We start from the raw sequence: 23,518 nt of genomic DNA on the forward strand, positions 1-23,518 counted from the left end.
TCTGATTGCCAGAGCCAAATGTGATTATAGTCGCCTCCATGGGCTGCCAATGCGGCCGATTTTTATCCCACCGGACAGAACATCAAGGAGATGACCGTGAAGAATGCCGACCTGCAGGCCCGCAAGAACGCCGCCACCCCGCGCGGCGTCGGCGTGATGTGCGATTTCTACGCAGCCCGCGCCGAGAACGCGGAGCTGTGGGATGTCGAAGGCCGCCGCTTCATCGATTTCGCCGCCGGCATCGCGGTGCTGAACACGGGCCACCGCCACCCGAAGATCGTCAAGGCGATCGCGGATCAACTGAACAGCTTCACGCACACCGCTTACCAGATCGTCCCGTACGCGTCGTACGTCGAGCTGGCGGAAAAGATCAACGAACGCGCGCCGGGCGACTTCCCGAAGAAGACCGCGTTCTTCACGACCGGCGCCGAAGCCGTCGAAAACGCGATCAAGATCGCGCGCGCCGCGACCGGCCGTCCGGGCGTGATCGCGTTCTCGGGCGGCTTCCACGGCCGCACGATGATGGGCATGGCGCTGACCGGCAAGGTCGCCCCGTACAAGCTGAACTTCGGCCCGTTCCCGGGCGACGTGTTCCACGCGCCGTACCCGAACGCGCTGCACGGCGTGACGACGGCCGACTCGATCAAGGCGATCGAGATGCTGTTCAAGGCCGACATCGATCCGAAGCGCGTCGCCGCGATCATCTTCGAACCGGTCCAGGGCGAAGGCGGCTTCAACCCGGCGCCGGCCGAGTTCGTGCGCGCGCTGCGCAAGATCTGTAACGAGCACGGCATCCTGCTGATCGCCGACGAAGTGCAAACGGGCTTCGCGCGTACCGGCAAGCTGTTCGCGATGCAGCACTACGACGTGCTGGCCGACCTGATCACGATGGCGAAGAGCCTCGCGGGCGGCATGCCGCTGTCGGGCGTCGTCGGCCGTGCGGACGTGATGGACGCAGCGGCTCCCGGCGGCCTCGGCGGCACCTACGCGGGCAACCCGCTGGCCGTCGCGTCGGCGCACGCGGTGCTCGAGATCATCGACGAAGAGAAGCTGTGCGAACGTGCGACGCAACTCGGCGACGTGCTGAAGGCGAAGCTGAATTCGCTGCAGGCCGACGTGCCGCAGATCGCCGACGTGCGCGGCCCGGGCGCGATGATCGCGGTCGAGTTCCTGAAGCCGGGTTCGGGCGAGCCGGACGCGGAATTCACGAAGCGCGTGCAGACGCGCGCGCTCGAGCGCGGGCTGCTGCTGCTCGTGTGCGGCGTCTACTCGAACGTCGTGCGCTTCCTGTTCCCGCTGACGATCCCGCAGGCCGTGTTCGACGAAGCGCTCGTGATCCTCGAGGAAGTGCTGAAGGAAACGGTCGGCGTGCCGGCCTGAGTTTCCGTCCACGTCAACTGAATGCGCCGCCGCCGTCGTCAGGACGGCGGCGGCCTTTTTATCCGTCATTTTCAAGGCAGGCGATTCATATGAGCACCGTTCAGGAAACCCTGGCACTGAAAGATCCGTCGCTGTTCCGCCAGCAGGCGTATGTCAACGGCGAATGGCAAGGCGCGGCGAACGGCGAGTCGTTCGAGGTCCGCAACCCGGCAACCGGCGGCCTGCTCGGCACCGTGCCGGCGATGGGCACGGCCGAGACGCGCCACGCAATCGAGGCCGCGAACGCCGCATGGCCGGCATGGCGCAAGAAGACCGCGAAGGAGCGCGCGGCGATCCTGCGCAAGTGGCACGACCTGATGATGGAAAACGCCGACGACCTCGCGCTGATCCTGACCACCGAGCAGGGCAAGTCGCTCGCCGAGGCGAAGGGCGAGATCGGCTACGCAGCCTCGTTCCTCGAGTGGTTCGCGGAGGAAGGCAAGCGCGTGTACGGCGACACGATCCCGACGCCGGCGAGCGACAAGCGCATCGTCGTGACGAAGGAAGCGATCGGCGTGTGCGCGGCGATCACGCCGTGGAATTTCCCGGCGGCGATGATCACCCGCAAGGTCGGCCCGGCGCTCGCGGCAGGCTGCCCGATCGTCGTGAAGCCGGCTGAAGCGACGCCGTTCTCGGCCCTCGCGATGGCCGTGCTGGCCGAACGCGCGGGCGTGCCGGCCGGCGTGTTCAGCGTCGTCACCGGCGACCCGAAGGCGATCGGCGGCGAGCTGACGTCGAACCCGATCGTGCGCAAGCTGTCGTTCACCGGCTCGACGCCGGTCGGCCGCCTGCTGATGTCGCAATGCGCGGCGACGGTCAAGAAGGTGTCGCTGGAACTCGGCGGCAACGCACCGTTCATCGTGTTCGACGACGCCGATCTCGATGCCGCCGTGCAGGGCGCGATCGCATCGAAGTACCGCAACAGTGGCCAGACGTGCGTGTGCACGAACCGCTTCTACGTGCACGAAGCCGTGTACGACCAGTTCGCGCAGAAGCTCGCGGCAGCGGTCGGCCAGCTGAAGGTCGGCCGCGGCACGGAGCCGGGCGTCACGCAAGGTCCGCTGATCAACGAAGCGGCCGTGCTGAAGGTCGAGGCGCACATCGAGGACGCGCTCGCGAAGGGTGCGACCGTCGTGACGGGCGGCAAGCGCCACGCGCTCGGCCACGGCTTCTTCGAGCCGACCGTGCTGACGGGTGTCACGCCGGCGATGAAGGTCGCGAAGGAAGAGACGTTCGGGCCGCTCGCGCCGCTGTTCAAGTTCGGCAGCGACGACGAGGTGATCCGCCTCGCGAACGACACCGAGTTCGGTCTCGCCGCGTACTTCTACAGCCGCGACATCGGCCGCGTGTGGAAGGTCGCCGAAGCGCTCGAGTACGGGATGGTCGGCGTGAACACGGGCCTGATCTCGAACGAAGTCGCGCCGTTCGGCGGCGTCAAGCAGTCGGGCCTCGGCCGTGAAGGCTCGCACTACGGCATCGACGACTACGTCGTGATCAAGTACCTCTGCCTCGCCGTCTGACGGTTCGGGGCCTGGCGCTTCGGCGACAGGCCCTGACCGCCCGGCCGGAACCGGGCGGTCACGACGCGGGCCGGTACCTCCTCTCCGCCGTGCCCGCGTCACCTTGCCGTGCGCGATGTCGGCACGCGTTCCGTGCGCGACGTCGATGCCGCATCGGCCAAACGTCATGCCGTTCGGCAATTTCGTTCAAGTCTGATTTCTCGTTCCGCTGCCAGCCGCTAGATTGAGCGTTCCACCTCGATCCGGTTTGCCTGCGCATGAACAGTTCCTCCATCCGCCCGACCAGCGTATCCCCCGCGCACCGCGCCCTCGTCGCGCGTCCTCGCACCCGTCCCGGCATCGCGCCCCGCACGAAGGGAGCCCGCACATGAGCGTCGCAGCCGATCGTCGTACGTACCCGCCCGAGGAAAAGCGCGGCGGCCCGAGCAATCACCAGCCGTTCAATGTCATCTATGACGGGCCCGCGCTCGGCGAGCACCGGATGGACGTGCGTGACCTCGCACCGGTGCTGCTCGCGATCGCCGACCTGTTCTCGTCCGCCAACAAGGAACTCAATGGCGACCACTCCGAGGTTCGTCTCGAGGTCAGGGGCGGCTTCAAGTCCGGCTCGTTCCATGCAGAGCTGATCTTCGTCCAGTCGCTCGCGAGCCAGATCCGCGACCTGTTCGCCGGGCCGAACGCCAATGCGTTCAGCAACGCACTGGCAATCCTCGCCGCATTGGGGATCATCGGTGGCGGCGGGCTGATCGGCCTCATTCGCACGCTGCGCGGGCGCAAACCGCATCGCACCGAGCCGGACGGAGCGCATGTCAGGATCTGGATGTCGGAGCAGGAATGCTTCGTCGTCGATGAACCCATCGTCCGGCTGTATCGGAACCGGGCCGTTCGCGTCAACCTGCAGAAAATGCTCTCGCCGCTCGAACATGACGGCATCGACAGCTTCGGCATCGTCCGCGACGACATCGTCGAACTCTCGATCGAACGCGACGAACTCGGTACGTTCGCGAGCAGCGACGATCCCGGCGAAATCGTCACCGACACGATCGCACTCAAGATGCTGAAGCTCGAATCCGTCGTGTTCAAGGACGGCAACAAATGGCGCGTGCACGACGGCACGTCCGCGTTCTATGCGTCGCTGGACGACGAACGGTTCATCGCGAAGATCGATGCCGGCGAGCGCTTCGGAAAGGGCGACGTGCTGGTCGTCGATCTGCGTCAGACGCAGATCGTCACCGACGACGGGCTTCGCAACGAATACCGGATCGTCAAGGTTCGCGAGCACCGTGCGCCGTTGCAACCGGCACTGATTTGATCTGCGCCACCCGTGGAAGTGACGCGCGGGCCGCCCCTCTCCGCCGTGCCCGCGTCACCTGCCTTGCCCGCCTTCAACGAAACACGTTCACCGCATCCACGAGCCGCGTCGCCTGCTGCTTCAGGCTTTCCGACGCCGCCGCGCTCTGCTCGACCAGCGCCGCGTTCTGCTGCGTGATGTTGTCAAGATGCACGACCGCCTGGTCGACCTGCGCGACCCCGGTGCTCTGCTCGGCCGTCGACGAGCTGATTTCCGCGATCAGGTCCGACACGCGTTTCACCTGCGTGACGATGTCCTCCATCGTCTTGCCCGCGCCGTCGACGATCCGTGCGCCCGACTCGACCCGCTCGACACTCGCGCCGATCAGTGTCTTGATTTCCTTCGCCGCGTTCGCGCTGCGCTGCGCGAGCGCCCGCACCTCGCCGGCGACCACCGCGAAGCCGCGTCCCTGATCGCCCGCGCGCGCCGCCTCGACCGCCGCGTTCAGCGCGAGGATGTTGGTCTGGAACGCGATGCCGTCGATCACGCCGATGATGTCGGAAATCTTGTGCGAACTCGCCGTGATGTCGCTCATCGTCGTGACGACTTCGCTCACCGCCCGTCCGCCGCGCTCGGCCGCCTCGCTCGCCGAAACCGACAACTGGTTCGCCTGCAACGCCGTCTCCGCGTTGCTCGATACGGTGGCCGTCATCTCGGCCATCGACGCAGCCGTCTGCTGCACGCTGGTCGACGCCTGTTCGGTGCGCGCGCTCAGGTCGTTGTTGCCTTGCGCGATCTCGTTGCTCGCGCGTTGCACGTTGTGCACCTGCTCGCTGACGTCGTCGACGAGCCAGCGGAACATCAGCCCGAGCTGGTTGATCGTGCGCAACGTCATGCCGATCTCGTCGACGCGGTTCATCGCCACGCCGGTGCGGCTCTCGCCGGTCGCGACGCGCAACGCCTGGTCGCGCAACTGAATCAGCGGACGCACGATCTGCGCGTCGAGCCACAGTCCGGCCGCCACCGCCACACCGGCCGCCGCACCGGCAAACGCCGCGAGCCCGCCGCCGGTCAGCCCGCACGCCCACCCCGCGCCGACGACGGCCGGCGCCAGCACGCACAGGGTCGAATGAACGCGCGCACGCACCGACATCGTCTGAAACAGAGACGCGACACACATCAGCCCGGTACGGACGATCAGCCCCTTGTGGAAACGGCGGTTGCCGGCCTTGCCTTCGCGGAAAGCGCGGTACAGCGCGTCGGCCGCCGCGATCTCGTCGCGCGACGCCTTGGTGCGCACCGACATGTAACCCGTCGGCTGCCCGTTGCGCATCACCGGCACCGTATTCGAACGGACCCAGTAATGATCGCCGTTCTTGCGACGATTCTTCACGAGCGCGGTCCACGGTTCGCCGTTCTTCAGCGTCGCCCACATGTCGGCGAACGCCTCCTTCGGCATGTCCGGGTGCCGCACGACGTTGTGCGGCTGACCTTCGATCTCCTCGGGGGAAAATCCGCTGACCTGAATGAACGCGGCATTCGCGTACCTGATGTAACTGTCCGCGTCGGTGGTCGACATCAGCGTCGCGCCGTCGGGAAAATCGAATTCGCGTTGCGTGACAGGCTGGTTATTGCGCATGGTGTTGGAGTTCCCGGGTTGCGGATCTTTGCGTCCGCTTGTGGATTGAACCGAGACCGTCCGCATCGCGGTCGTCCCGCATGCGTTCGATCAGACTCCTGCGCTTTCGGCAAATCCGGCGAAAACATTATGCCGGCTTCGGGTAAATATGCATGAATTTCGCATCATCTTGATTCAGCCGAACATTTTGTTTATATGTAAATAAAATTCAGCTTTATCAAATACTTGCGCCAGCAATCATCTGACCATTCCGGCGCTTGTTCCGACGGGATTCACGAGTCGATCCGGAATCGAGAATGCGAATCTCTCTCGTTTAATTCATGTAAATCGAAACGAAAATCGGGGATTTCGCCGCCTTGCCCTGATTTGCTTCGCGTTGCCTCGCAGTGGCGGGAGCGCGCTGGCGCGCGCGCCCGACGATCACCGAAACACGTTCACCGCGTCCACAAGCCGCGTCGCCTGCTGCTTCAGGCTTTCCGATGCCGCCGCGCTCTGCTCGACCAGCGCCGCGTTCTGCTGCGTGATGTTGTCCAGATGCACGACCGCCTGATCAACCTGCGCGACCCCGGTGCTCTGCTCGGCCGTCGACGAGCTGATTTCCGCGATCAGGTCCGACACGCGCTTCACCTGCGTGACGATGTCCTCCATCGTCCTGCCTGCATCGTCGACCCGCCGCGCCCCCGACTCGACCCGCTCGACGCTCGCGCCGATCAGTGTCTTGATTTCCTTCGCCGCGTTCGCGCTGCGCTGCGCGAGCGCCCGCACCTCGCCGGCGACCACCGCGAAACCGCGCCCCTGTTCGCCCGCGCGCGCCGCCTCGACCGCCGCATTCAGCGCGAGGATGTTGGTCTGGAACGCGATGCCGTCGATCACGCCGATGATGTCGGCGATCCTGCGCGAGCTGTCGGTAATGTCGTTCATCGTCGTGACGACTTCGCTCACCGCCTGCCCGCCGCGCTCGGCCGCCTCGCTCGCGGACACGGCGAGCCGGTTCGCTTGCAGTGCGGTCTCCGCATTGCTGTCGACGGTGGCCGTCATCTCGGCCATCGACGCCGCAGTCTCCTGCACGCTCGACGCGGCCTGTTCGGTGCGCGCACTCAGGTCGTTGTTGCCTTGCGCGATCTCGTTGCTCGCGCGTTGCACGTTGTGCACCTGCTCGCTGACGTCGTCGACGAGCCAGCGGAACATCAGCCCGAGCTGGTTGATCGTACGCAACGTCATGCCGATCTCGTCGACGCGGTTCATCCGCACGCCGCGGCGGCTTGCGCCGGTCGCGACATTCAGCGCCTGGTCGTGCAGCCGCTTCAGCGGACGCACGATCTGCGCGTCGAGCCACAGGCCGGCCGCCACCGCCACACCGACCGCCGCACCGGCAAACGCCGCGAGCCCGCCGCCGGTCAGCCCGCACGCCCACCCCGCGCCGACGACGGCCGGCGCCAGCACGCACAGCGCCGAATGAACGCGCGCGCGCACCGACATCGTCTGCGGCAGCGACGCGATGCGCAGCAGCCCGGTTCGGATGACCAATCCCTTGTGGAAACGGCGCTGGCCGGCCTTGCCTTCGCGGAACGCGCGGTACAGCGCGTCGGCCGCCGCGATCTCGTCGCGCGGCGCGCTGGTGCGCACCGACATGTAGCCCGTCGGCTGCCCGTCGCGCATCACCGGCACCGCGTTCGCGCGCACCCAGTAGTGATCGCCGTTCCTGCGGCGGTTCTTCACGAGCGCGGTCCACGGTTCGCCGTTCTTCAGCGTCGCCCACATGTCGGCGAACGCCTCTTTCGGCATGTCCGGGTGCCGCACGACGTTGTGGGGCTCGCCGACGAGTTCGTCGGTCGAGAAGCCGCTCACGTGCGCGAACGTCGTATTCGCGTATGTGATGATGCTGTCCGCATCGGTGGTCGACATCAGCGTGACGTCGTCGGGAAATTCGAATTCTTGTTGGGTGACAGGCTGGTTGTTGCGCATGCAGGGCTCCGAAAGGCGGATCCGGCTGCAGGATCCGCGCAGCGCGAAAATCACGCTCAGTAGCCGAAAAACGGTTTATCGCTTTACGACGGTCTCGTCCTTGCTGTCGGCACCCTCCGGAAAAACCTTAATCCGGAAGCGCATGAAAGATCGAATTCGGTCAACTGCATGATTTCGATCAAGTCATCCGGCGATAATCACGTCCGACGCTTTGCGGAAGAGAACCGATGATTTATGGAATAACCTCGCGCAACGAGCCAATCTACGCAGCCGTTGCGCGCAGCGAAACGACTCTGCCTGGTCTGCTCCATTCGACCGGCATTTGAACTCGATGAAAAAATCCCGGCTGCAATTGAATCGGCCGCCCCGGAATACGGCACGGCCTGCGCATGACGGCGATAGACACGATCAGGCCGCGCTTTTCCGCGATCGCGACACGATGCGCATTCCGCAAACGCACGACATGCACGACATGCGCGGCGCCGCAGCAGGCACGCGGCCGCACCCACCCAACCACACGCAACGCGCTGCACACCGGACCACCGCATGACACGCCGCACCGCCACCGAACGCGACGCACTCTCGGCACGCCTGCTCACCCGCGACGAACTGCCGCTCGTCTGGACCATCGACCGGCGCGAGATCATTCATCATCTGTACGCGCTGCGCGACGGCGAACTGCAGCTCGTCCCCGACTTCTACGACGTGCGCGGCTGGCCCGACGGCGAAGCCGAGCACTACACGCCGATCCTGCTCGACTGCCACGATCGCGGCGGCTGGTGTCTCGGCATGTTCGACGGCGCGCAGCTGGTCGCGGCGGTCATCGTGGACGCCGATCCGCTCGGCCCGCGACGCGACATGCTTCAGCTGAAGTTCCTGCACGTGAGCCGGGACTGGCGCGGTTGCGGGCTCGGCGAGCATCTCTATCGCGCGGCCCGCGCGCAGGCACGGACGATGGGCGCCGCACGGCTCTACGTGTCCGCGACGCCGTCACAGCGCACGATCGACTTCTACCTGCGCCTCGGCTTCACCGTCAGCGCATCGCCCGACCCGGCGTTGTACGCGCTCGAGCCGGAGGACATCCATCTGGAAGCGCCGACGGCCTGACGCGCGCGAACTCCACCCGCGCGCAACATTTCCGCGCGCCCGACACCGCCCGCACGGAGAACGACATTGCAGAACACGCCGCAGCCGCCGGTCACGCCGAAGATCCTCGTCAGCATGTGCGTGCTCGGCCACCCCGTCCGCTACAACGGCTCGGCGAAAACCGCCGCGCATGAAACGCTCGCACGGTGGCAGCGCGAAGGGCGCCTGGTGCCCGTGTGTCCGGAACTGGCAGGGGGATTGAGCGTGCCGCGTCCGCCCGCCGAGATCGCGCAAGGCGAATCGGGGCAACGCGTGCTGTCGGGTGCCGCGCGCATCGTCGACGTGCACGGCACCGACGTGACGGCCCCGTTCGTCGACGGCGCGCACGCCGCGCTCGCGCTGGCACGCGCGCACGACTGCCGCTTCGCGATCCTGGCGGACGGAAGTCCGTCGTGCGGAAGCAGCTTCATTTACGACGGGAGTTTTGCGGGCCGGCGGCATGCCGGCGCCGGTGTGACGGCGGCGTTGCTGCGCCAGCATGGCATCGAGGTGTTCGCGGACACCAAGATCGACGCGCTCGCGGCACGCATCGCGCGGCTATCACGAGGCTGAATGACGATGTGGCCGACACGACGATCTTCTCGTGCCGGCCACATCGTCCGGAAAGGTACGGCCAAGCGGCGCGCATTCCGCGCGCTTCGCCGCATCGCGCGATCAGACGCGTTCGATCGCGATCGCGATACCCTGGCCGACGCCGATGCACATCGTGCACAGTGCGAAGCGGCCGTTGGTGCGATGCAGCTGGTACATCGCGGTCGTCACGAGACGCGCACCCGACGCGCCGAGCGGATGGCCGAGCGCGATCGCGCCGCCGTTCGGGTTCACGCGCGGATCGTCGTCGGCGACGCCGAGCATGCGCAGCACCGCGAGACCCTGCGACGCGAATGCCTCGTTCAGCTCGATCACGTCGAACTGGTCGATCGTCATCCCGAGCCGCGCGAGCAGCTTCTGCGTGGCCGGCGCCGGGCCGATGCCCATCACGCGCGGCGCGACGCCGGCCGTCGCGATGCCGAGCACGCGCGCACGTGGCGTCAGGCCGAAGCGCTTCGCGGCTTCCGCGTTCGCGAGCAGCAGCGCGGCGGCGCCGTCGTTGACGCCCGACGCGTTGCCGGCCGTCACCGAGCCGTCCGGGCGCACGACGCCCTTCAGCTTCGCGAGCGTCTCGAGCGACGTTTCGCGCGGATGCTCGTCACGCGAAAAGACGACCGGATCGCCCTTCTTCTGCGGAATCGTGACTGACACGATTTCCTCGGCGAGCGTGCCGTCCTGCTGCGCACGCGCGGCCTTCTGCTGGCTGCGCAGCGCGAACAGGTCCTGATCGGCGCGGCTGACGTTGTAGTCGACCGCGACGTTCTCGGCCGTCTCCGGCATCGAATCGACGCCATGCAGCTGTTTCATCAGCGGATTGACGAAGCGCCAGCCGATCGTCGTGTCGTAGATGTCGGCCTGGCGCGCGAACGCGCTGGCGGCCTTGCCCATCACGAACGGCGCGCGCGTCATGCTTTCGACGCCGCCGGCCACCATCAGCGCGGCCTCGCCCGACTTGATCGCGCGCGCGGCCACGCCGACCGCGTCCATCCCGGAACCGCACAGGCGGTTGATCGTCGAACCCGGCACGCCTTCCGGCAAACCCGCGAGCAGCGCGGACATGCGCGCGACGTTGCGGTTGTCCTCGCCGGCCTGGTTCGCGCAGCCGTAGATCACGTCGTCGATCGCCGTCCAGTCGACGTCGCGGTTGCGCTCGACGAGCGCCTTGAGCGGCACCGCGCCGAGGTCGTCGGCGCGCACGCCGGACAGCGCGCCGCCGTAGCGGCCGATCGGGGTACGAATCGCATCACACAGAAAAGCTTCGGTCATCAGTGTCTCCGGTCTCATGCAAGCTGGGAAGTGAGTGAAACGCGCCCCTTGCTTTGCCCGCCGGGATGCGCTTAAATGTTCTATATACGAACATAAGATCGTGTATCGAACGTTCAACGCATCATAGGGAGTGCGGGGACGACCTGTCAAGCGCCCGGTCCGCCGTGCGGTTGGCGTGTCAGGCCCCATGCGCTATCTTCTCGGCTGCACGACAATCCGACCGTTCATGACAACCGAAGACATCCAGACGAAACCAGGCGACTCCTATGTGCAGTCGTTCGCGCGCGGCCTCGCGGTGATCCGCGCATTCGACGCCCAGCGCCCGGAGCAGACGCTCACCGAGGTCGCCTCGGCCACCGGGCTCACGCGCGCCGGCGCACGCCGGATCCTGCTGACGCTGCAGACGCTCGGCTACGTCGAGGCCGACGGCCGGCTGTTCCGGCTCACGCCGAAGATCCTCGAGCTCGGCTTCGCGTATCTCACGTCGATGCCGTTCTGGAATCTCGCCGATCCGGTGATGGAGCAGTTGTCCGCGCAGATCCACGAAAGCTGCTCGGCCGCCGTGCTCGACCGCACCGAGATCGTCTACGTGCTGCGCGTGCCGACCCGCAAGATCATGACGATCAACCTGTCGATCGGCAGCCGCCTGCCCGCGTACTGCACGTCGATGGGCCGCGTGCTGCTGGCGGCGCTCGACGACGCGGCGCTCGACGAAACGCTCGCGCAGAGCGGCATCCGAGCGCATACGCCGCGCACGATCACCGACATCGGCGAACTGAAGGCGACGATCGCACAGGTGCGTCAGCAAGGCTGGGCCGTGGTCGACCAGGAACTGGAAGTGGGCTTGATGTCGATCTCCGCGCCGATCCGCAACCGGCGCGGGCAGGTGATCGCCGCGATGAACATCAGCGGCAACGCGCAGCGGCACACCGCGAAGCAGATGGTGAAGGAGTTTCTCGGGCCGCTGCAGCAGGCCGCGCAGACGGTGTCGGAACTGGTCGCGCGGCGCGGGTGAGCGGTGACTTCGCGTGCCGGATCGGCAATACGATCATTCGCGGATAGCGCGGATATAAAGACGGGCGGCATAAGCCGCCCGCTCAACCCTCAGACTCTGTTTGCAACGTCCTTCTCACGGAACGCGGAGCCCCCTCCGCATCGCTCAATTTAGGGATGCGGCACAGCCCCGTCAATTTGACGAGAACGAAATTGCACCGCGTCGCTTCGGACAGCGGCATCCCGCATCAGTCCATCGACTCGCGCGCCGTCTCGCGCAGCATCGCGACCGCGATCAGCGACAGCACCACGCACGCGGCCACGTAGCCGGCCGGCGCGAGCTTGCTGCCCGTCGTCTTCACCAGCCAGGTCGCGATCAGTTGCGCGGTGCCGCCGAAGATCGTCACCGCGAGCGCATACGCGATCGAAATGCCCGTCGCGCGTACGTGGCGCGGCAGCGATTCGCACATCAACGCCATTTCGGATGCCGACCCGAGCGAATAGAACAGCAGCATCAGCGCGGTCAGCGGCAGGATCACCGACAGCGTCGGATGATGGTTCATCAGCCAGAACGCCGGGAACAGCAGCAGCACCAGCACGCCGCGCCCGACGAAGATCGGCAGGCGCCGGCTGCCGAGGCGGTCCGACAGCCAGCCGAACAGCGGACACGTCACCAGCATCACGCAGCCCGACGCGACGCCGACGAACATCGACAGCTTCATCGGCAGCCCGAGCGTATGGATCGCATAGGTCGGCATGTAGAAGGTCAGGATGTAGGTCGACACCGTGCCGCCCATCACCGTCAGCATCAGCAGCAGCACCGTGCGCGTGTGCTGCGAGAACAGTTCGCGCAGCACGCCGCGTTCGATCCCGTGATGGTTGTCGCCGGGCGCATCGTCCGCGAGCCGGCGCCGCAAGTACATGCCCACCGGCGCGATCAGCACGCCCACGAGGAACGGCAGGCGCCAGCCCCAGCCCTCGAGCGCGTCCTTCGTCAGCGTGTTCGACAGCAGCGCCGCGAAGCCCGAACCCATCAGCGCCGCGCCGCCCTGCGTCGCGAGCTGCCAGCTCGCGCGGAATGCGCGGTGCGACGTGCCGCCCTGCTCGATCAGCGTGGACGTCGCCGCGCCGAACTCGCCGCCCTGCGAGAAGCCCTGCATCAGCCGCGCGAAGACCACCAGCAGCGGCGCGGCCACGCCGACCTGCGCGTAGGTCGGCGCGATCGCGATCAGGCCGGTGCCGAGCGCCATCAGCATGATCGTCAGGTTCAACGCGGCCTTGCGGCCCTTGCGGTCCGCATAGACGCCGAGCACGACGCTGCCGAGCGGCCGCGTGAAGAAACCGGCGGCGAACGTCGCGACCGACAGCAAGAGCGACGTGGTCGGATCGCTCGACGGGAAGAACAGCTTGCCGATCAGCACCGCGAAAAAGCCGTACACGGTGAAATCGAAGAACTCCAGCCAGTTGCCGATCACGGCCGCCGCGATCGCGCCGCGCTTCGTGACGGCCGGCGCGCCATGCGCATCGGTTGCGGCGGCGCCCGTCGACGCGGGGTGCAGCGCGAGATGGTCTTTCTGCATCGTTCGTCTCTCCTCTCAATGCGGCCGGAAGCGCCGGCCGCTCGTCGCGTGCCGCCGCCGGGGTTACTGCCCGAGGTAACGCTCCACGAGGCGCGTCCAGAACGCCGCGCCGATCGGCAGGTTGCGATCGTTGAAGTCGTACTTCGGGTTGTGCACCATGCAGCCGTCCTCGCCTTCGCCGTTGCCGAGCCGCACGAACGAGCCGGGCCGCTGCTGCAGCATGAACGCGAAATCCTCGCTGCCCATCAGCAGGTCGGCCTGCTCGACCACATGCGCGTCGCCGACCAGTTCGCGCGCAACCTGCGCGGCGAAATCCGTTTCGGCATCCGTATTGACGACGACCGGATAGCCTTCGATGTACTCGACGTGCGCGGTCGCGCCATAGCTCGCGGCCTGCGACTCGGCGAGCTCGACGATGCGGCGCTTGAGCAGCGCGCGCACGTCGGGGCTGAACGAACGCACGCTGAGTTCGAGACGCGCGCCGTTCGGGATCACGTTGTTCGCGGTGCCCGCGTGCATCGAGCCGACCGTGACGACCGCCGGCTGCGACGGGTCGACGTTGCGCGCGACGATCGTCTGCAGCGCCATCACGATGCTGGCCGCGACGACCACCGGATCGACCGTCAGGTGCGGCCGCGCCGCGTGGCCGCCGACGCCCTCGATCGAGATGATCGCCTTGTCGCCGGCCGACATGAACGGGCCGCGCCGCGTGAGGAACACGCCGGGTGCCGCGCCCGGATGGTTGTGCATGCCGAACACCGCGTCGCACGGAAAGCGCTCGAACAGGCCGTCGTCGATCATCTTCTTCGCGCCGCTGTCGACGCCGTGCTCTTCCGCCGGCTGGAAATACAGGTGCACGGTGCCGGAGAAATTGCGCGTCTTCGCGAGGTGTTGCGCGGCACCGAGCAGCATCGTGGTGTGGCCGTCGTGGCCGCACGCGTGCATCTTGCCGTGCGTGCCGCTCGCATACGGCAGGCCGGTCGCCTCGAGGATCGGCAGCGCGTCCATGTCCGCGCGGATGCCGATGCTGCGCGTGCCGTCGCCCGCGCGCAGCGTGCCGACCACACCCGTCTTGCCGACCCCGCGCGTCACCTGCCAGCCCCACTGCTCGAGCTTGTCCGCGACGAGCGCCGCCGTTTCGTGCTCCTCGTACGCGAGTTCCGGGTGGCGGTGAATGTGATGGCGGATCTCGCGCAGCCCGCCGGCGGCGGGCATCAGATCCTCGATTTCGGTGAATCGGGCGTCGGTGGTCATCAAGCGGCTCCTGCTGATCGTCAGCGTGTCAGCCGCACGCAAACGGTGCGTGCGGGAAAGCGAGCCACTATAGCGAGCCGATATCGGTTCAATAAGATGCGGAATTTTTCACCGCGATAAGCTTTATTAATCAGGGTTAACGCGGACAAAGGTCGCCGGCACGCGTTCGCCCGGCGCGATCGACACGCCCGCTATTGATTTTTGAGACGAACGGTCTATTATTCGCCCATGGACGTTCGAACCGATCCGCCGCGCCGCCGCGGCAGGCCACCGAAGCAGCACGAAGACCTCGTCGCGACACGTGACATGCTGTTGCGCACCGGGCTGGAGGTGCTCACCGAAAAGGGCTTTTCCGCCACCGGGCTCGACGAGATCCTCGGGCGCGCCGGCGTGCCGAAGGGCTCGTTCTATCACTACTTCGACAGCAAGGAGGCGTTCGGCCTCGAGCTGATCGATCGCTACGCCGAGTTCTTCGCGCGCAAGCTGGACCGTCATTTCAGCGAGACTGAAGCAACGCCGCTGGCGCGCGTGCGCGCGTTCGTCGACGATGCGCGCGACGGCATGGCCCGCTACGAATACAGCCGAGGCTGCCTGATCGGCAACCTCGGCCAGGAAATGGGCGCGCTGCCCGAGCGTTTCCGCGCGCGCCTGCGTGAGACGTTCGAGGACTGGCAGCGCCGTCTGGCCGACTGCCTGGTCGCGGCACAGCAAGCCGGCGAACTGGCGGCCTCGGCCGATCCCGCCGAGCTGGCCGCGTTCTTCTGGATCGGCTGGGAAGGCGCCGTCCTGCGCGCGAAACTCGAACGCAGCGACGTGCCGCTCGCGCTGTTCGCACAGTTTTTCTTCAATGGATTGCCTCGCCGCTGAGTTTTTTTGCCGTTAACTAGACGATCGGTCTAGAAAGGAGGACGGATGTTCCAGGGCATCGTGATCGACAAGGACGAGACCGGCCAGCACGCGCGGCTGCAGACGCTGGACGACGCACAGCTGCCTGCGGGCAACGTGACGATCCGGGTCGGCTATTCGACGTTGAACTACAAGGACGGGCTCGCGATCACCGGCAAGAGCCCGGTGGTCCGCAAATTTCCGATGGTGCCGGGCATCGACCTCGTCGGCGAGGTCGAACACAGCACGCACCCGGACTACCGGGCAGGCGACCGCGTCGTGCTGAACGGCTGGGGCGTCGGCGAAACGCATTGGGGCGGCCTCGCGCAGAAGGCACGCGTCGACGGCGACTGGCTGGTGCCGCTGCCGTCCGCGTTTTCGCCGCAACAGGCGATGGCCATCGGCACGGCCGGCTACACCGCGATGCTGTGCGTGATGGCGCTGGAACGGCATGGCGTGCGCCCGGACGATGGCGAGATCGTGGTGACCGGCGCGGCCGGCGGCGTCGGCAGCGTCGCCACCGCCCTCCTCGCGCGGCTCGGGTATCGCGTCGTCGCCGTGACCGGCCGCCCGGCCGATGCCGACTATCTGCGCCAGCTCGGCGCGGTTGAGATCCTCGACCGTTCGCAGTTCGGCGCACCCGGCAAGCCGCTCGGCAAGGAACGCTGGGCCGGCGCGGTCGACGTCGCCGGCAGCCATGTGCTCGCCAACGTGTGCGCGACCACGCGCTATCGCGGCGTGGTGACGGCCTGCGGTCTGGCCGCCGGCATGGACTTCCCCGCGACCGTCGCGCCGTTCATCCTGCGCGGCGTGACGCTCGTCGGCATCGACAGCGTGATGTGCCCGCGCGCCGAGCGTCTGGAGGCATGGCGCAGGCTCGCGTCGGATCTCGATGTCGAGAAACTGGGCACCATCAGCCATCAGGTCGGCCTCGCAAATGTCATCCCGCTCGCCGAGGACCTGATCGGCGGCAAGGTGCGCGGCCGCATCGTCGTGGACGTCAACGCATGACGCCGGCGACGGCGACGCATCGATTCATACCCGGCCGGTGGCGCGCGCATCGCGTTCGCCCGTGCCGCTTTATCCAGGAGACCTCATGACCGCTGCAGACCACGCGCCCGTCAGCCGCTTTCCGGTGCCCGCGCTCGAAGACCTGCCCGACGACATTCGCGAACGCATCGCGGCCGTCCAGGAAAAGTCGGGCTTCATCCCGAACGTGTTCCTCACGCTCGCGCATCGCCCGGACGAGTTTCGCGCGTTCATCGCGTATCACGACGCGCTGATGGACAAGCCGGGCAACCTCACCAAGGCCGAACGCGAAATGATCGTCGTGGCCACCAGCAGCGTGAACCAGTGCCAGTACTGCGTGATCGCGCACGGCGCGATCCTGCGCATCCGCGCGAAGGATCCGCTGATCGCTGACCAGGTCGCGACCAACTACCGCAAGGCCGACATCACCGCTCGACAGAAGGCAATGCTCGACTTCGCGATGAAGGTTTCGCAGACCGCGCACCAGGTGGGCGAAGCGGACTTCGACACGCTGAAGTCGCATGGCTTCACCGAAGAGGACGCGTGGGACATCGCGGCGATTTCGGCGTTCTTCGGGATGTCGAACCGCATCGCGAACGTGACGAACATGCGGCCGAACGCGGAGTTCTACGCGCTGGGGCGCTGAGGGCCGCCGGCAACGGCGATCGCCGTCGAAGACCGGGGCGTGCATGCGCCCGGTCTTCCTCCGGTCGCTGCGCGCAATTGGCATCTGCATGTGCATCTGCATCTGCATCTGCAATCGGCAATCGGCAATCGGTAATCGACGACACGGCGCGACGCTCGCGCGAACCCGCGCCGCCCCGGCTCCCGCGCTTACCCGACCTGCTTCAACGCCTGCAGCCCATCCGGCAGCTTCGCGTCAGGGAACATCGTCGACAGCGTCGTATCGCGCCACCGCGCCGCCTCCTCTGCGCGCTGCGCTTCCGCCTGCTCGCACACGAACAGCGCATCGCCGCCGAGCAGCAAGCGCATCGGCACGTCGTCGCGACCCGACAGCTCGACGATCAGCGCCGCGATCCGCGCGGGATCACCGACCTCGTGACCGCCATACGCGCCGAGCAATTCGAGCATCTTCCCGACCGACGGCTGATAGTCGGGCAGCAGGCCGTCGACCGCACGCTTCGCCTCCGAGGCCCATTCGGTGCGCATCCCGCCCGGCTCCAGCGTGCAGACGCGCACGCCGAACGGCGCGACTTCCTTCGACAGCACGTCGCTGAACCCGCCGACCGCCCACTTCGCGGCCTGATACGCGGACAGGCCAACCGTCGCCGTGCGCCCGCCGACCGACGACACCTGGAAGATGTGGCCCGCGCGCTGCGCGCGCATCGTCGGCAGCACCGCGCGCGTCAGGTTGACCACGCCGAACAGGTTCGTTTCGATCTGGTCGCGGAAGTCATCGGCGCCCATCTGCTCGAACGGTGCCGTATGACCGTAGCCCGCGTTGTTCACCAGCACGTCGATGCGGCCGAACGCGTCGCGGGCCGCCGCCACCGCATGCTCCGCCGCCGCCGCGTCGGTCACGTCGAGTTCCATCGGCAGCAGCCGGTCGCCGTACCGTGCTTCCAGATCCGCGAGCCGCGCGGGATCGCGCGCGCCGGCCACCAGACGATCGCCCGCCGCCAGCACCGCTTCCGCGATCGAGCGCCCCAGGCCGCGTGCGGCCCCCGTTACCAGCCAGACTTTCGACATTTTTCCACTCCTCGACAAAGTTGAAACTTAAAAATGAATGATTACTCACTCATTAATATGGGCGATGAAACGGTCGTTTACAACGCGCCTCGCCCTGCCTGAAGCCGCCTTCCATCGGTGCGGCAGCGCACGAAACCCAAGACGCCGCCGATCACCCGTCTTCAGCTTTCCGTCACGCCGATCGCCGCTTACACCGCGTGCAACACGGCCCACAGCGCACGAAACCCGGCCTCGCGGTATGCATCGGCCAACGCCGGGTCGCGCGCGATCGACTCCATCGCCGTTTCCGCGATCGACGTGAACAGCGCCGCGCAGAACGCGTGCGCGTCGTCGGTCTTCAGCCCGCCCGCCGCGGCGACTTGCGCACGCAGCAACGCGCTGATCGCGCCGAAGCCTTCGGTACCGGCCGCGCGATGCGTGTCGTCGATACGGCCGCTCACGCCGAGCTGCTGCAGCGCGCGCCGCCCGTCCGGGTTCGCGACGCCCCACGACACATAGCCGTTCCACGCATGCCGCATCGCCTGTTCGGCTGGCGCGTGCTCCGGAAACCCGGTCATCATCGCGTCGCGCAGGCCGGCCTTCAGGCTCAGGTACAGCGCGTTCAGCAGCGCATCCTTGGTCTCGAAATAGGTGAACACCGTGCCTTCCGCCACGCCGGCGAGGCGCGCGATGCGCGCGGTGGTCGCGCCCGCGCCGTCCTCCGCGAGCGCGCGGGCGGCAGCGGCGAGGATGGCGTCGTGCTTGTCGGGACTGCGCGGTCGGGCCACGTCCGATTCCTTTAATGAGTGAGCGCTCAATCATAATCGCGCCAACGCAGGTCATGCAAGCCCTGTTACATACGCGGGAACCGATCCGCAATCGATCAAAAGCGTGCACTATTAGTGTTTTCACGTACTGGCGCGCCAACCCACCGGCGCCCGGCGCTCGCCGTTCGTTCCACGCTCACACCGCTTCAGACCGCGAACCACTCATGACGAATAAGCCCAACCAGACCGAAGCCGACCAACCCGTCGACATGATCATCTTCGGCGGCGGCGGCGACCTGGCCGCCCGCAAGCTGTTGCCCGCGCTGTACATGGCGCACCTGCACTGCAACCTGCCGCCGGAGACGCGCATCATCGCGGTCGGCCGCCGCGACTGGGGCATCGACGGCTACCGCAAGTTCATGGACGAGCAATCGCGCCCGTTCATCGACGACAAGGCCTTCGACGCCGACGCGTGGAGCCGTTTCCTCGACCTGTTCCAGTACGTGCTGATCGACGTGAGCGCGCCGGAAGACTACGCGCGCCTCGCCGAAGCGGCGCGCAGCGACGCGATCCGCGTGTTCTACCTGTCGACGTCGCCCGAGCTGTTCACGACGATCTGCGACAACCTGTCGGCCGCGCACCTCGTCGATGCGCGCTCGCGCGTCGTCCTCGAAAAGCCGCTCGGCCACGATCTCGCGTCGGCGCAGGCGATCAACGATGCGGTCGGCAAGCATTTCGCGGAATCGCAGATCTACCGGATCGACCATTACCTCGGCAAGGAAACCGTGCAGAACCTGATGGTGCTGCGCTTCGGCAACCCGATCTTCGGGCCGCTGTGGCAGGCGCCGAGCATCCGCAGCGTGCAGATCACGGTGGCGGAGACGGTCGGCGTCGGCAGCCGCGCGGGCTTCTACGACCATACCGGCGCGCTGCGCGACATGGTGCAGAACCACCTGCTGCAGCTGCTGTGCATCGTCGCGATGGAGCCGCCGGTGTCGCTCGACCCGGACGCGGTGCGCGACGAGAAGCTGAAGGTGCTGCGCTCGCTGCGGCCGATGGCGCTGTCGGACGTCGCGCGCGATACCGTGCGCGGCCAGTACACGGCCGGCGCGGTCGACGGCCAGCCGGTGAAGGGCTATCTCGACGAGGAGAACGTGCCGGCGGACAGCCACGCGGAAACCTTCGTCGCGCTGCGTGCGCACATCAACAACTGGCGCTGGGCGAACGTGCCGTTCTTCCTGCGCACCGGCAAGCGGCTGCAGCGCCGCCAGTCGGAAATCGTGATCGAGTTCGCCGACATGCCGTTCTCGATCATCCCGACCGGCCCGCGCCACTACAGCAACCGCCTCGTGATCCAGCTGCAGCCGGAAGAGTCGATCCAGCTGCAGATGCTCGCGAAGGAGCCGGGCAGCGGGATGAAGATGGTGCCCGTGAGCCTGAACCTCGACCTGCAGCAGGCGATTCCGGAACGGCGCGCGGAAGCGTACGAACGGCTGCTGATCGACGTGATCCGCGGGCGCCTCACGCACTTCATGCGCCGCGACGAACTCGAGGCCGCCTGGTCGTGGGTCGAGCCGATACTCAACGGCTGGAAGCAACTCGGCGACCGTCCGCGCCTGTACACCGCAGGCACGTTCGGGCCGGCGGCATCGTCGGCGCTGCTGGCGCGCGACAACATGTCGTGGTCCGAGGAAGCGTAGGAAGCGCCGCACGCGACGGCATGTCGGTGGCGCAAGCGCCGTCGGCGTGCCGGATCATATCGGCGCGCCCGCCGCGCACCGTCCGCCGCCCCGCCGTTCGCTTCGGCCGGAGGAAGTCCGCCGAGCCGTCCTGCGCGGGAACGGCATCCGGCGGCGACGACGCAGCCGTCCCCGGCTACACCGTTCCCATCCACGCCGCCTTGCGCCGCGCCGGCGCATCGCTGCCGCCGCTCCCGCCGCCCAGCACCTCGATCATGTAATCGACGAACGACGCGATCCGCGACGAAATCGCGGTATTCCGGTAATACACCGCGTTGATCGGCTGCTCGACGTCGAGCGTCTGCCGCGCGAGCACCTGCACGAGCCGCCCGGCCTCGCGATCCTGCGCGGTCATGAAATCCGACAGGCACACGACGCCCGCGCCCTCCAGCGCGAGCTGCCGCAGCGTCTCGCCGCTCGACGACCAGATAGCGGGCTCGATGCGGCTCGGCTCGCCGTCCGCGCCGAGGATCGGCCACACGTTCAGCGATTCGGGCTGCGTGAAGCCGAGCAGCGTGTGCTTGCCGAGATCCTCGACCTTGCGCGGCTGGCCGTGCGCTTCGATATAGGCGGGGCTCGCGAGGATGCGCAGCCGGCTGTTGCCGATCCGCCGGCTGTGCAGGGTCGAATCCTTGAGCCGGCCGATGCGGATCGCGACGTCGGTGCGCCGCTCGAGCAGGTCGATGATCCCTTCGTTGCTGTTCAGCTCCAGGTCGACCTTCGGGAAGCGTTCGCGGTAGCCGCGCACGAGCGGCACGATCACGTGCAGCATGAACGGCGTCGCGGCATCGACGCGCAGCCGCCCCGACGGCATCTCGCGCCGCGCGAGCATCTGCTCCTCGGCGTTCTCGACCGATTCGATGATCGCGCGCGCGTCCTGCAGGAACGCGCGCCCCTCTTCGGTCAGTTCGAGCCGGCGCGTGGTCCGGCGCAGCAGCGTGGTCTTCAGCTTCTCCTCGAGCCGCGCGAGCGTGCGGCTCGTGGCCGACACGGTGAGGTCGAGCTGCTGGGCGGCGGCGGTGATCGAACCGGTGTCGACCACGGCGGCAAAGGCCTGGAGTTCGTCGAGGGTGATCTTCATTGTTGATCTGAAATCAAAACAATTTGGTTTATAGACCAGTTTTTCCGCAAAAGTAAAGGCGGCACACTGCGATCCATCCTCACTGGAACCAGGATCCCGCCATGCCACTCGCCCTGCTTGCGCTGACCATCAGCGCCTTTGCCATCGGCACGACCGAATTCGTGATCGTCGGGCTGATCCCGACGATCGGCGCCGATCTCGGCGTCAGCCTGCCGTCGGCCGGCCTGCTCGTCAGCCTCTACGCGCTGAGCGTCGCGATCGGCGCGCCGCTCCTCACCGCGCTCACCGGCCGCGTGCCGCGCAAGACGCTGCTCGCCGCGCTGATGGCGCTGTTCACCGTCGGCAACCTCGTCGCCTGGCAGGCGCCGGGCTACGAATCGCTGATCGTCGCGCGCGTGCTCACCGGCCTCGCGCACGGCGTGTTCTTCTCGGTCGGCTCGATCATCGCGACCACGCTCGTGCCGAAGGACAAGGCCGCCAGCGCGATCGCGACGATGTTCAGCGGGATGACCGTCGCGTTCGTCGCCGGCATTCCGCTCGGCACCTTCATCGGCCAGCACTTCGGCTGGCGCGCGACGTTCCTGATCGTCGCGCTGTTCGGCCTCGTCGCGTTCCTCGGCGCGGTGGCGTTCGTGCCGCGCGGTCTTCCGCAAACGCCGCCGGCGCCGCTCGCCCGCCAGTTCCGCGTGCTCGCCCAGCCGCGCCTGCTGCTCGTCTACGCGATGACGGCGGTCGGCTACGGCGGCTCGCTGATCGCGTTCACCTACATGGCACCGCTGCTCGAACAGATCGCCGGCTTCACGCCGTCGCAGGTCAGCCTCGTGCTCGTCGGCTACGGCGTGTCGGTCGCGGTCGGCAACGTGTGGGGCGGCAAGCTCGCCGACAGCGTCGGCCCGGTCAAGGCGCTCAAGCGGATCTTCCTGCTGCTCGCGATCGTGCTGCTCGCGCTGACCTTCACGGTGCACGTGAAGTGGCTCGCGGTGCTGACGATGCTCGCGTGGGGCGCCGTCGCGTTCGGCAACGTGCCGGGCCTGCAGGTGTACGTCGTCAAGCAGGCGCGCCACTTCGCGCCGGACGCCACCGACGTCGCATCGGGCTTCAACATCGCCGCGTTCAACCTCGGCGTCGCGGGCGGCTCGTCGCTCGGCGGCCTGATCGTCGCGAACGTCGGCCTCGGCCACACGCCGTGGATCGCCGCCGCCGTCACGCTCGGCGCATTCGCGCTGACCGCGCTGAGCGGCCGTCTCGACCGCGGCCAGGGCCTGCCCGAACGCACGGCCGAACCCGTCGAACTCGCCCATTGAACGTCAACCTTATTGCAGGAGCTACTCAGCATGAACGCATCGACCCAACGCCCGCCGTTCGCCGGCAAGACGTTCGAAGTCCGTTACGAGGGCCTCACCGCGCTCAACGCCTATGACGAGGACGGCCTCCGCATGCGCTACGAAATCACCGAAGGCGCGTACGCCGGCGCGAAGGGCGAAGTCGCCTGCACGTGGCAGCACGTCGCCGGCGAGACCTATGCGATCTCGTGGCAGGAAGCCGACCGCGCCACCGTGGTGCATATCGATGATTTCGCCGCGGGCACGTCGCGCTCGTTCTTCACCGCGGCGTCGCTCGATTTCTACCGGCTCGAAGGCAGCCTGCGCGCGGTCTGAACGGAG

20 protein-coding genes are annotated in these 23,518 nt (G+C 67.2%); 12 read left to right on the forward strand and 8 right to left on the reverse strand.

From position 1 onward, the window contains the following. The first annotated feature begins 96 nt into the window (after positions 1-96). The 3 genes from U4012_RS08590 to U4012_RS08600 all read left to right on the forward strand — a co-directional run bounded on the left by U4012_RS08590 (position 97) and on the right by U4012_RS08600 (position 4,251). Complete coding sequence (locus tag U4012_RS08590) at positions 97-1,380, forward strand: 4-aminobutyrate--2-oxoglutarate transaminase (RefSeq protein ID WP_124486152.1); 1,284 nt, start codon at positions 97-99, stop codon at positions 1,378-1,380. Between the two features lie 89 nt (positions 1,381-1,469). Beyond that, complete coding sequence (gene gabD / locus U4012_RS08595) at positions 1,470-2,939, forward strand: NADP-dependent succinate-semialdehyde dehydrogenase (RefSeq protein WP_044845770.1); 1,470 nt, start codon at positions 1,470-1,472, stop codon at positions 2,937-2,939. 367 nt (positions 2,940-3,306) lie between these two features. After that, positions 3,307-4,251, forward strand: coding sequence for a hypothetical protein (locus U4012_RS08600; protein ID WP_321797731.1), 945 nt, complete (start codon positions 3,307-3,309; stop codon positions 4,249-4,251). Between the two features lie 73 nt (positions 4,252-4,324). Here U4012_RS08600 and U4012_RS08605 read toward each other — a convergent pair whose 3' ends face one another. Both U4012_RS08605 and U4012_RS08610 read right to left on the reverse strand, forming a co-directional pair. Further along, the gene (locus U4012_RS08605; RefSeq protein WP_321797732.1) at positions 4,325-5,869 is read right to left on the reverse strand and encodes a methyl-accepting chemotaxis protein; all 1,545 of its coding nucleotides are present in this window, start codon (positions 5,867-5,869) and stop codon (positions 4,325-4,327) included. Between the two features lie 420 nt (positions 5,870-6,289). Continuing rightward, a complete protein-coding gene (locus U4012_RS08610) occupies positions 6,290-7,834 on the reverse strand; it encodes a methyl-accepting chemotaxis protein (RefSeq protein WP_321797733.1) in 1,545 nt (514 codons plus the stop codon). Positions 7,835-8,380: 546 nt separating this feature from the next. Here U4012_RS08610 and U4012_RS08615 point away from each other — a divergent pair. After that, positions 8,381-8,941 carry a GNAT family N-acetyltransferase gene (locus tag U4012_RS08615; RefSeq protein WP_321797734.1) on the forward strand — a complete coding sequence of 187 codons (561 nt, stop codon included), beginning with the start codon at positions 8,381-8,383 and terminating at the stop codon, positions 8,939-8,941. Between the two features lie 114 nt (positions 8,942-9,055). Next, positions 9,056-9,532 (forward strand): DUF523 domain-containing protein, encoded by a 477-nt coding sequence (locus U4012_RS08620; RefSeq protein ID WP_415750369.1) that lies wholly within the window; start codon positions 9,056-9,058, stop codon positions 9,530-9,532. Between the two features lie 102 nt (positions 9,533-9,634). Here U4012_RS08620 and pcaF read toward each other — a convergent pair whose 3' ends face one another. Further along, positions 9,635-10,837, reverse strand: a complete 1,203-nt coding sequence (gene pcaF, locus U4012_RS08625) for a 3-oxoadipyl-CoA thiolase (protein WP_321797737.1) — start codon at positions 10,835-10,837, stop codon at positions 9,635-9,637. Positions 10,838-11,063: 226 nt separating this feature from the next. On the opposite strand from pcaF, the gene U4012_RS08630 reads away from it, so the two are divergent. Further along, positions 11,064-11,852 (forward strand): IclR family transcriptional regulator, encoded by a 789-nt coding sequence (locus U4012_RS08630; protein WP_044845777.1) that lies wholly within the window; start codon positions 11,064-11,066, stop codon positions 11,850-11,852. A 226-nt stretch (positions 11,853-12,078) separates the two neighbouring features. Here the strand turns inward: U4012_RS08630 and U4012_RS08635 are convergent, their stop codons facing one another. Both U4012_RS08635 and U4012_RS08640 read right to left on the reverse strand, forming a co-directional pair. After that, entirely contained in the window at positions 12,079-13,410 is a 1,332-nt protein-coding gene (locus U4012_RS08635) for an MFS transporter (protein ID WP_044845778.1), read from the reverse strand. Positions 13,411-13,473: 63 nt separating this feature from the next. Further along, a complete protein-coding gene (locus U4012_RS08640) occupies positions 13,474-14,664 on the reverse strand; it encodes a M20 aminoacylase family protein (protein WP_044845779.1) in 1,191 nt (396 codons plus the stop codon). Between the two features lie 228 nt (positions 14,665-14,892). On the opposite strand from U4012_RS08640, the gene U4012_RS08645 reads away from it, so the two are divergent. The 3 genes from U4012_RS08645 (at position 14,893) to U4012_RS08655 (ending at position 17,224) form a co-directional block, all read left to right on the forward strand. After that, entirely contained in the window at positions 14,893-15,531 is a 639-nt protein-coding gene (locus U4012_RS08645; RefSeq protein ID WP_044845834.1) for a TetR/AcrR family transcriptional regulator, read from the forward strand. A gap of 45 nt (positions 15,532-15,576) precedes the next feature. Then, entirely contained in the window at positions 15,577-16,560 is a 984-nt protein-coding gene (locus tag U4012_RS08650) for an MDR family oxidoreductase (protein ID WP_124486143.1), read from the forward strand. An 85-nt stretch (positions 16,561-16,645) separates the two neighbouring features. After that, positions 16,646-17,224, forward strand: a complete 579-nt coding sequence (locus tag U4012_RS08655) for a peroxidase-related enzyme (RefSeq protein ID WP_044845836.1) — start codon at positions 16,646-16,648, stop codon at positions 17,222-17,224. 188 nt (positions 17,225-17,412) lie between these two features. On the opposite strand, the gene U4012_RS08660 is transcribed toward U4012_RS08655, so the two are convergent. Together U4012_RS08660 and U4012_RS08665 are read right to left on the reverse strand one after the other, a co-directional pair. Further along, positions 17,413-18,288 carry an SDR family NAD(P)-dependent oxidoreductase gene (locus U4012_RS08660; protein WP_321797742.1) on the reverse strand — a complete coding sequence of 292 codons (876 nt, stop codon included), beginning with the start codon at positions 18,286-18,288 and terminating at the stop codon, positions 17,413-17,415. 188 nt (positions 18,289-18,476) lie between these two features. After that, complete coding sequence (locus U4012_RS08665; RefSeq protein WP_124486140.1) at positions 18,477-19,055, reverse strand: TetR/AcrR family transcriptional regulator; 579 nt, start codon at positions 19,053-19,055, stop codon at positions 18,477-18,479. Positions 19,056-19,258: 203 nt separating this feature from the next. Between U4012_RS08665 and zwf the strand changes: the two genes are divergently transcribed. Beyond that, entirely contained in the window at positions 19,259-20,734 is a 1,476-nt protein-coding gene (gene zwf / locus U4012_RS08670; protein WP_044845839.1) for a glucose-6-phosphate dehydrogenase, read from the forward strand. Between the two features lie 175 nt (positions 20,735-20,909). Here zwf and U4012_RS08675 read toward each other — a convergent pair whose 3' ends face one another. Continuing rightward, positions 20,910-21,854, reverse strand: coding sequence for a LysR family transcriptional regulator (locus U4012_RS08675; protein WP_044845840.1), 945 nt, complete (start codon positions 21,852-21,854; stop codon positions 20,910-20,912). Between the two features lie 101 nt (positions 21,855-21,955). Between U4012_RS08675 and U4012_RS08680 the strand changes: the two genes are divergently transcribed. Both U4012_RS08680 and U4012_RS08685 read left to right on the forward strand, forming a co-directional pair. After that, on the forward strand, positions 21,956-23,158 hold the full coding sequence (locus tag U4012_RS08680) for an MFS transporter (protein WP_124892053.1): 1,203 nt from the start codon (positions 21,956-21,958) through the stop codon (positions 23,156-23,158). 30 nt (positions 23,159-23,188) lie between these two features. Then, complete coding sequence (locus U4012_RS08685) at positions 23,189-23,512, forward strand: MoaF-related domain-containing protein (protein ID WP_044845842.1); 324 nt, start codon at positions 23,189-23,191, stop codon at positions 23,510-23,512. Positions 23,513-23,518: the final 6 nt, after the last annotated feature.

The organism is Burkholderia sp. BCC1988 (assembly GCF_905339895.1).
Taxonomy (GTDB): Bacteria; Pseudomonadota; Gammaproteobacteria; order Burkholderiales; family Burkholderiaceae; genus Burkholderia.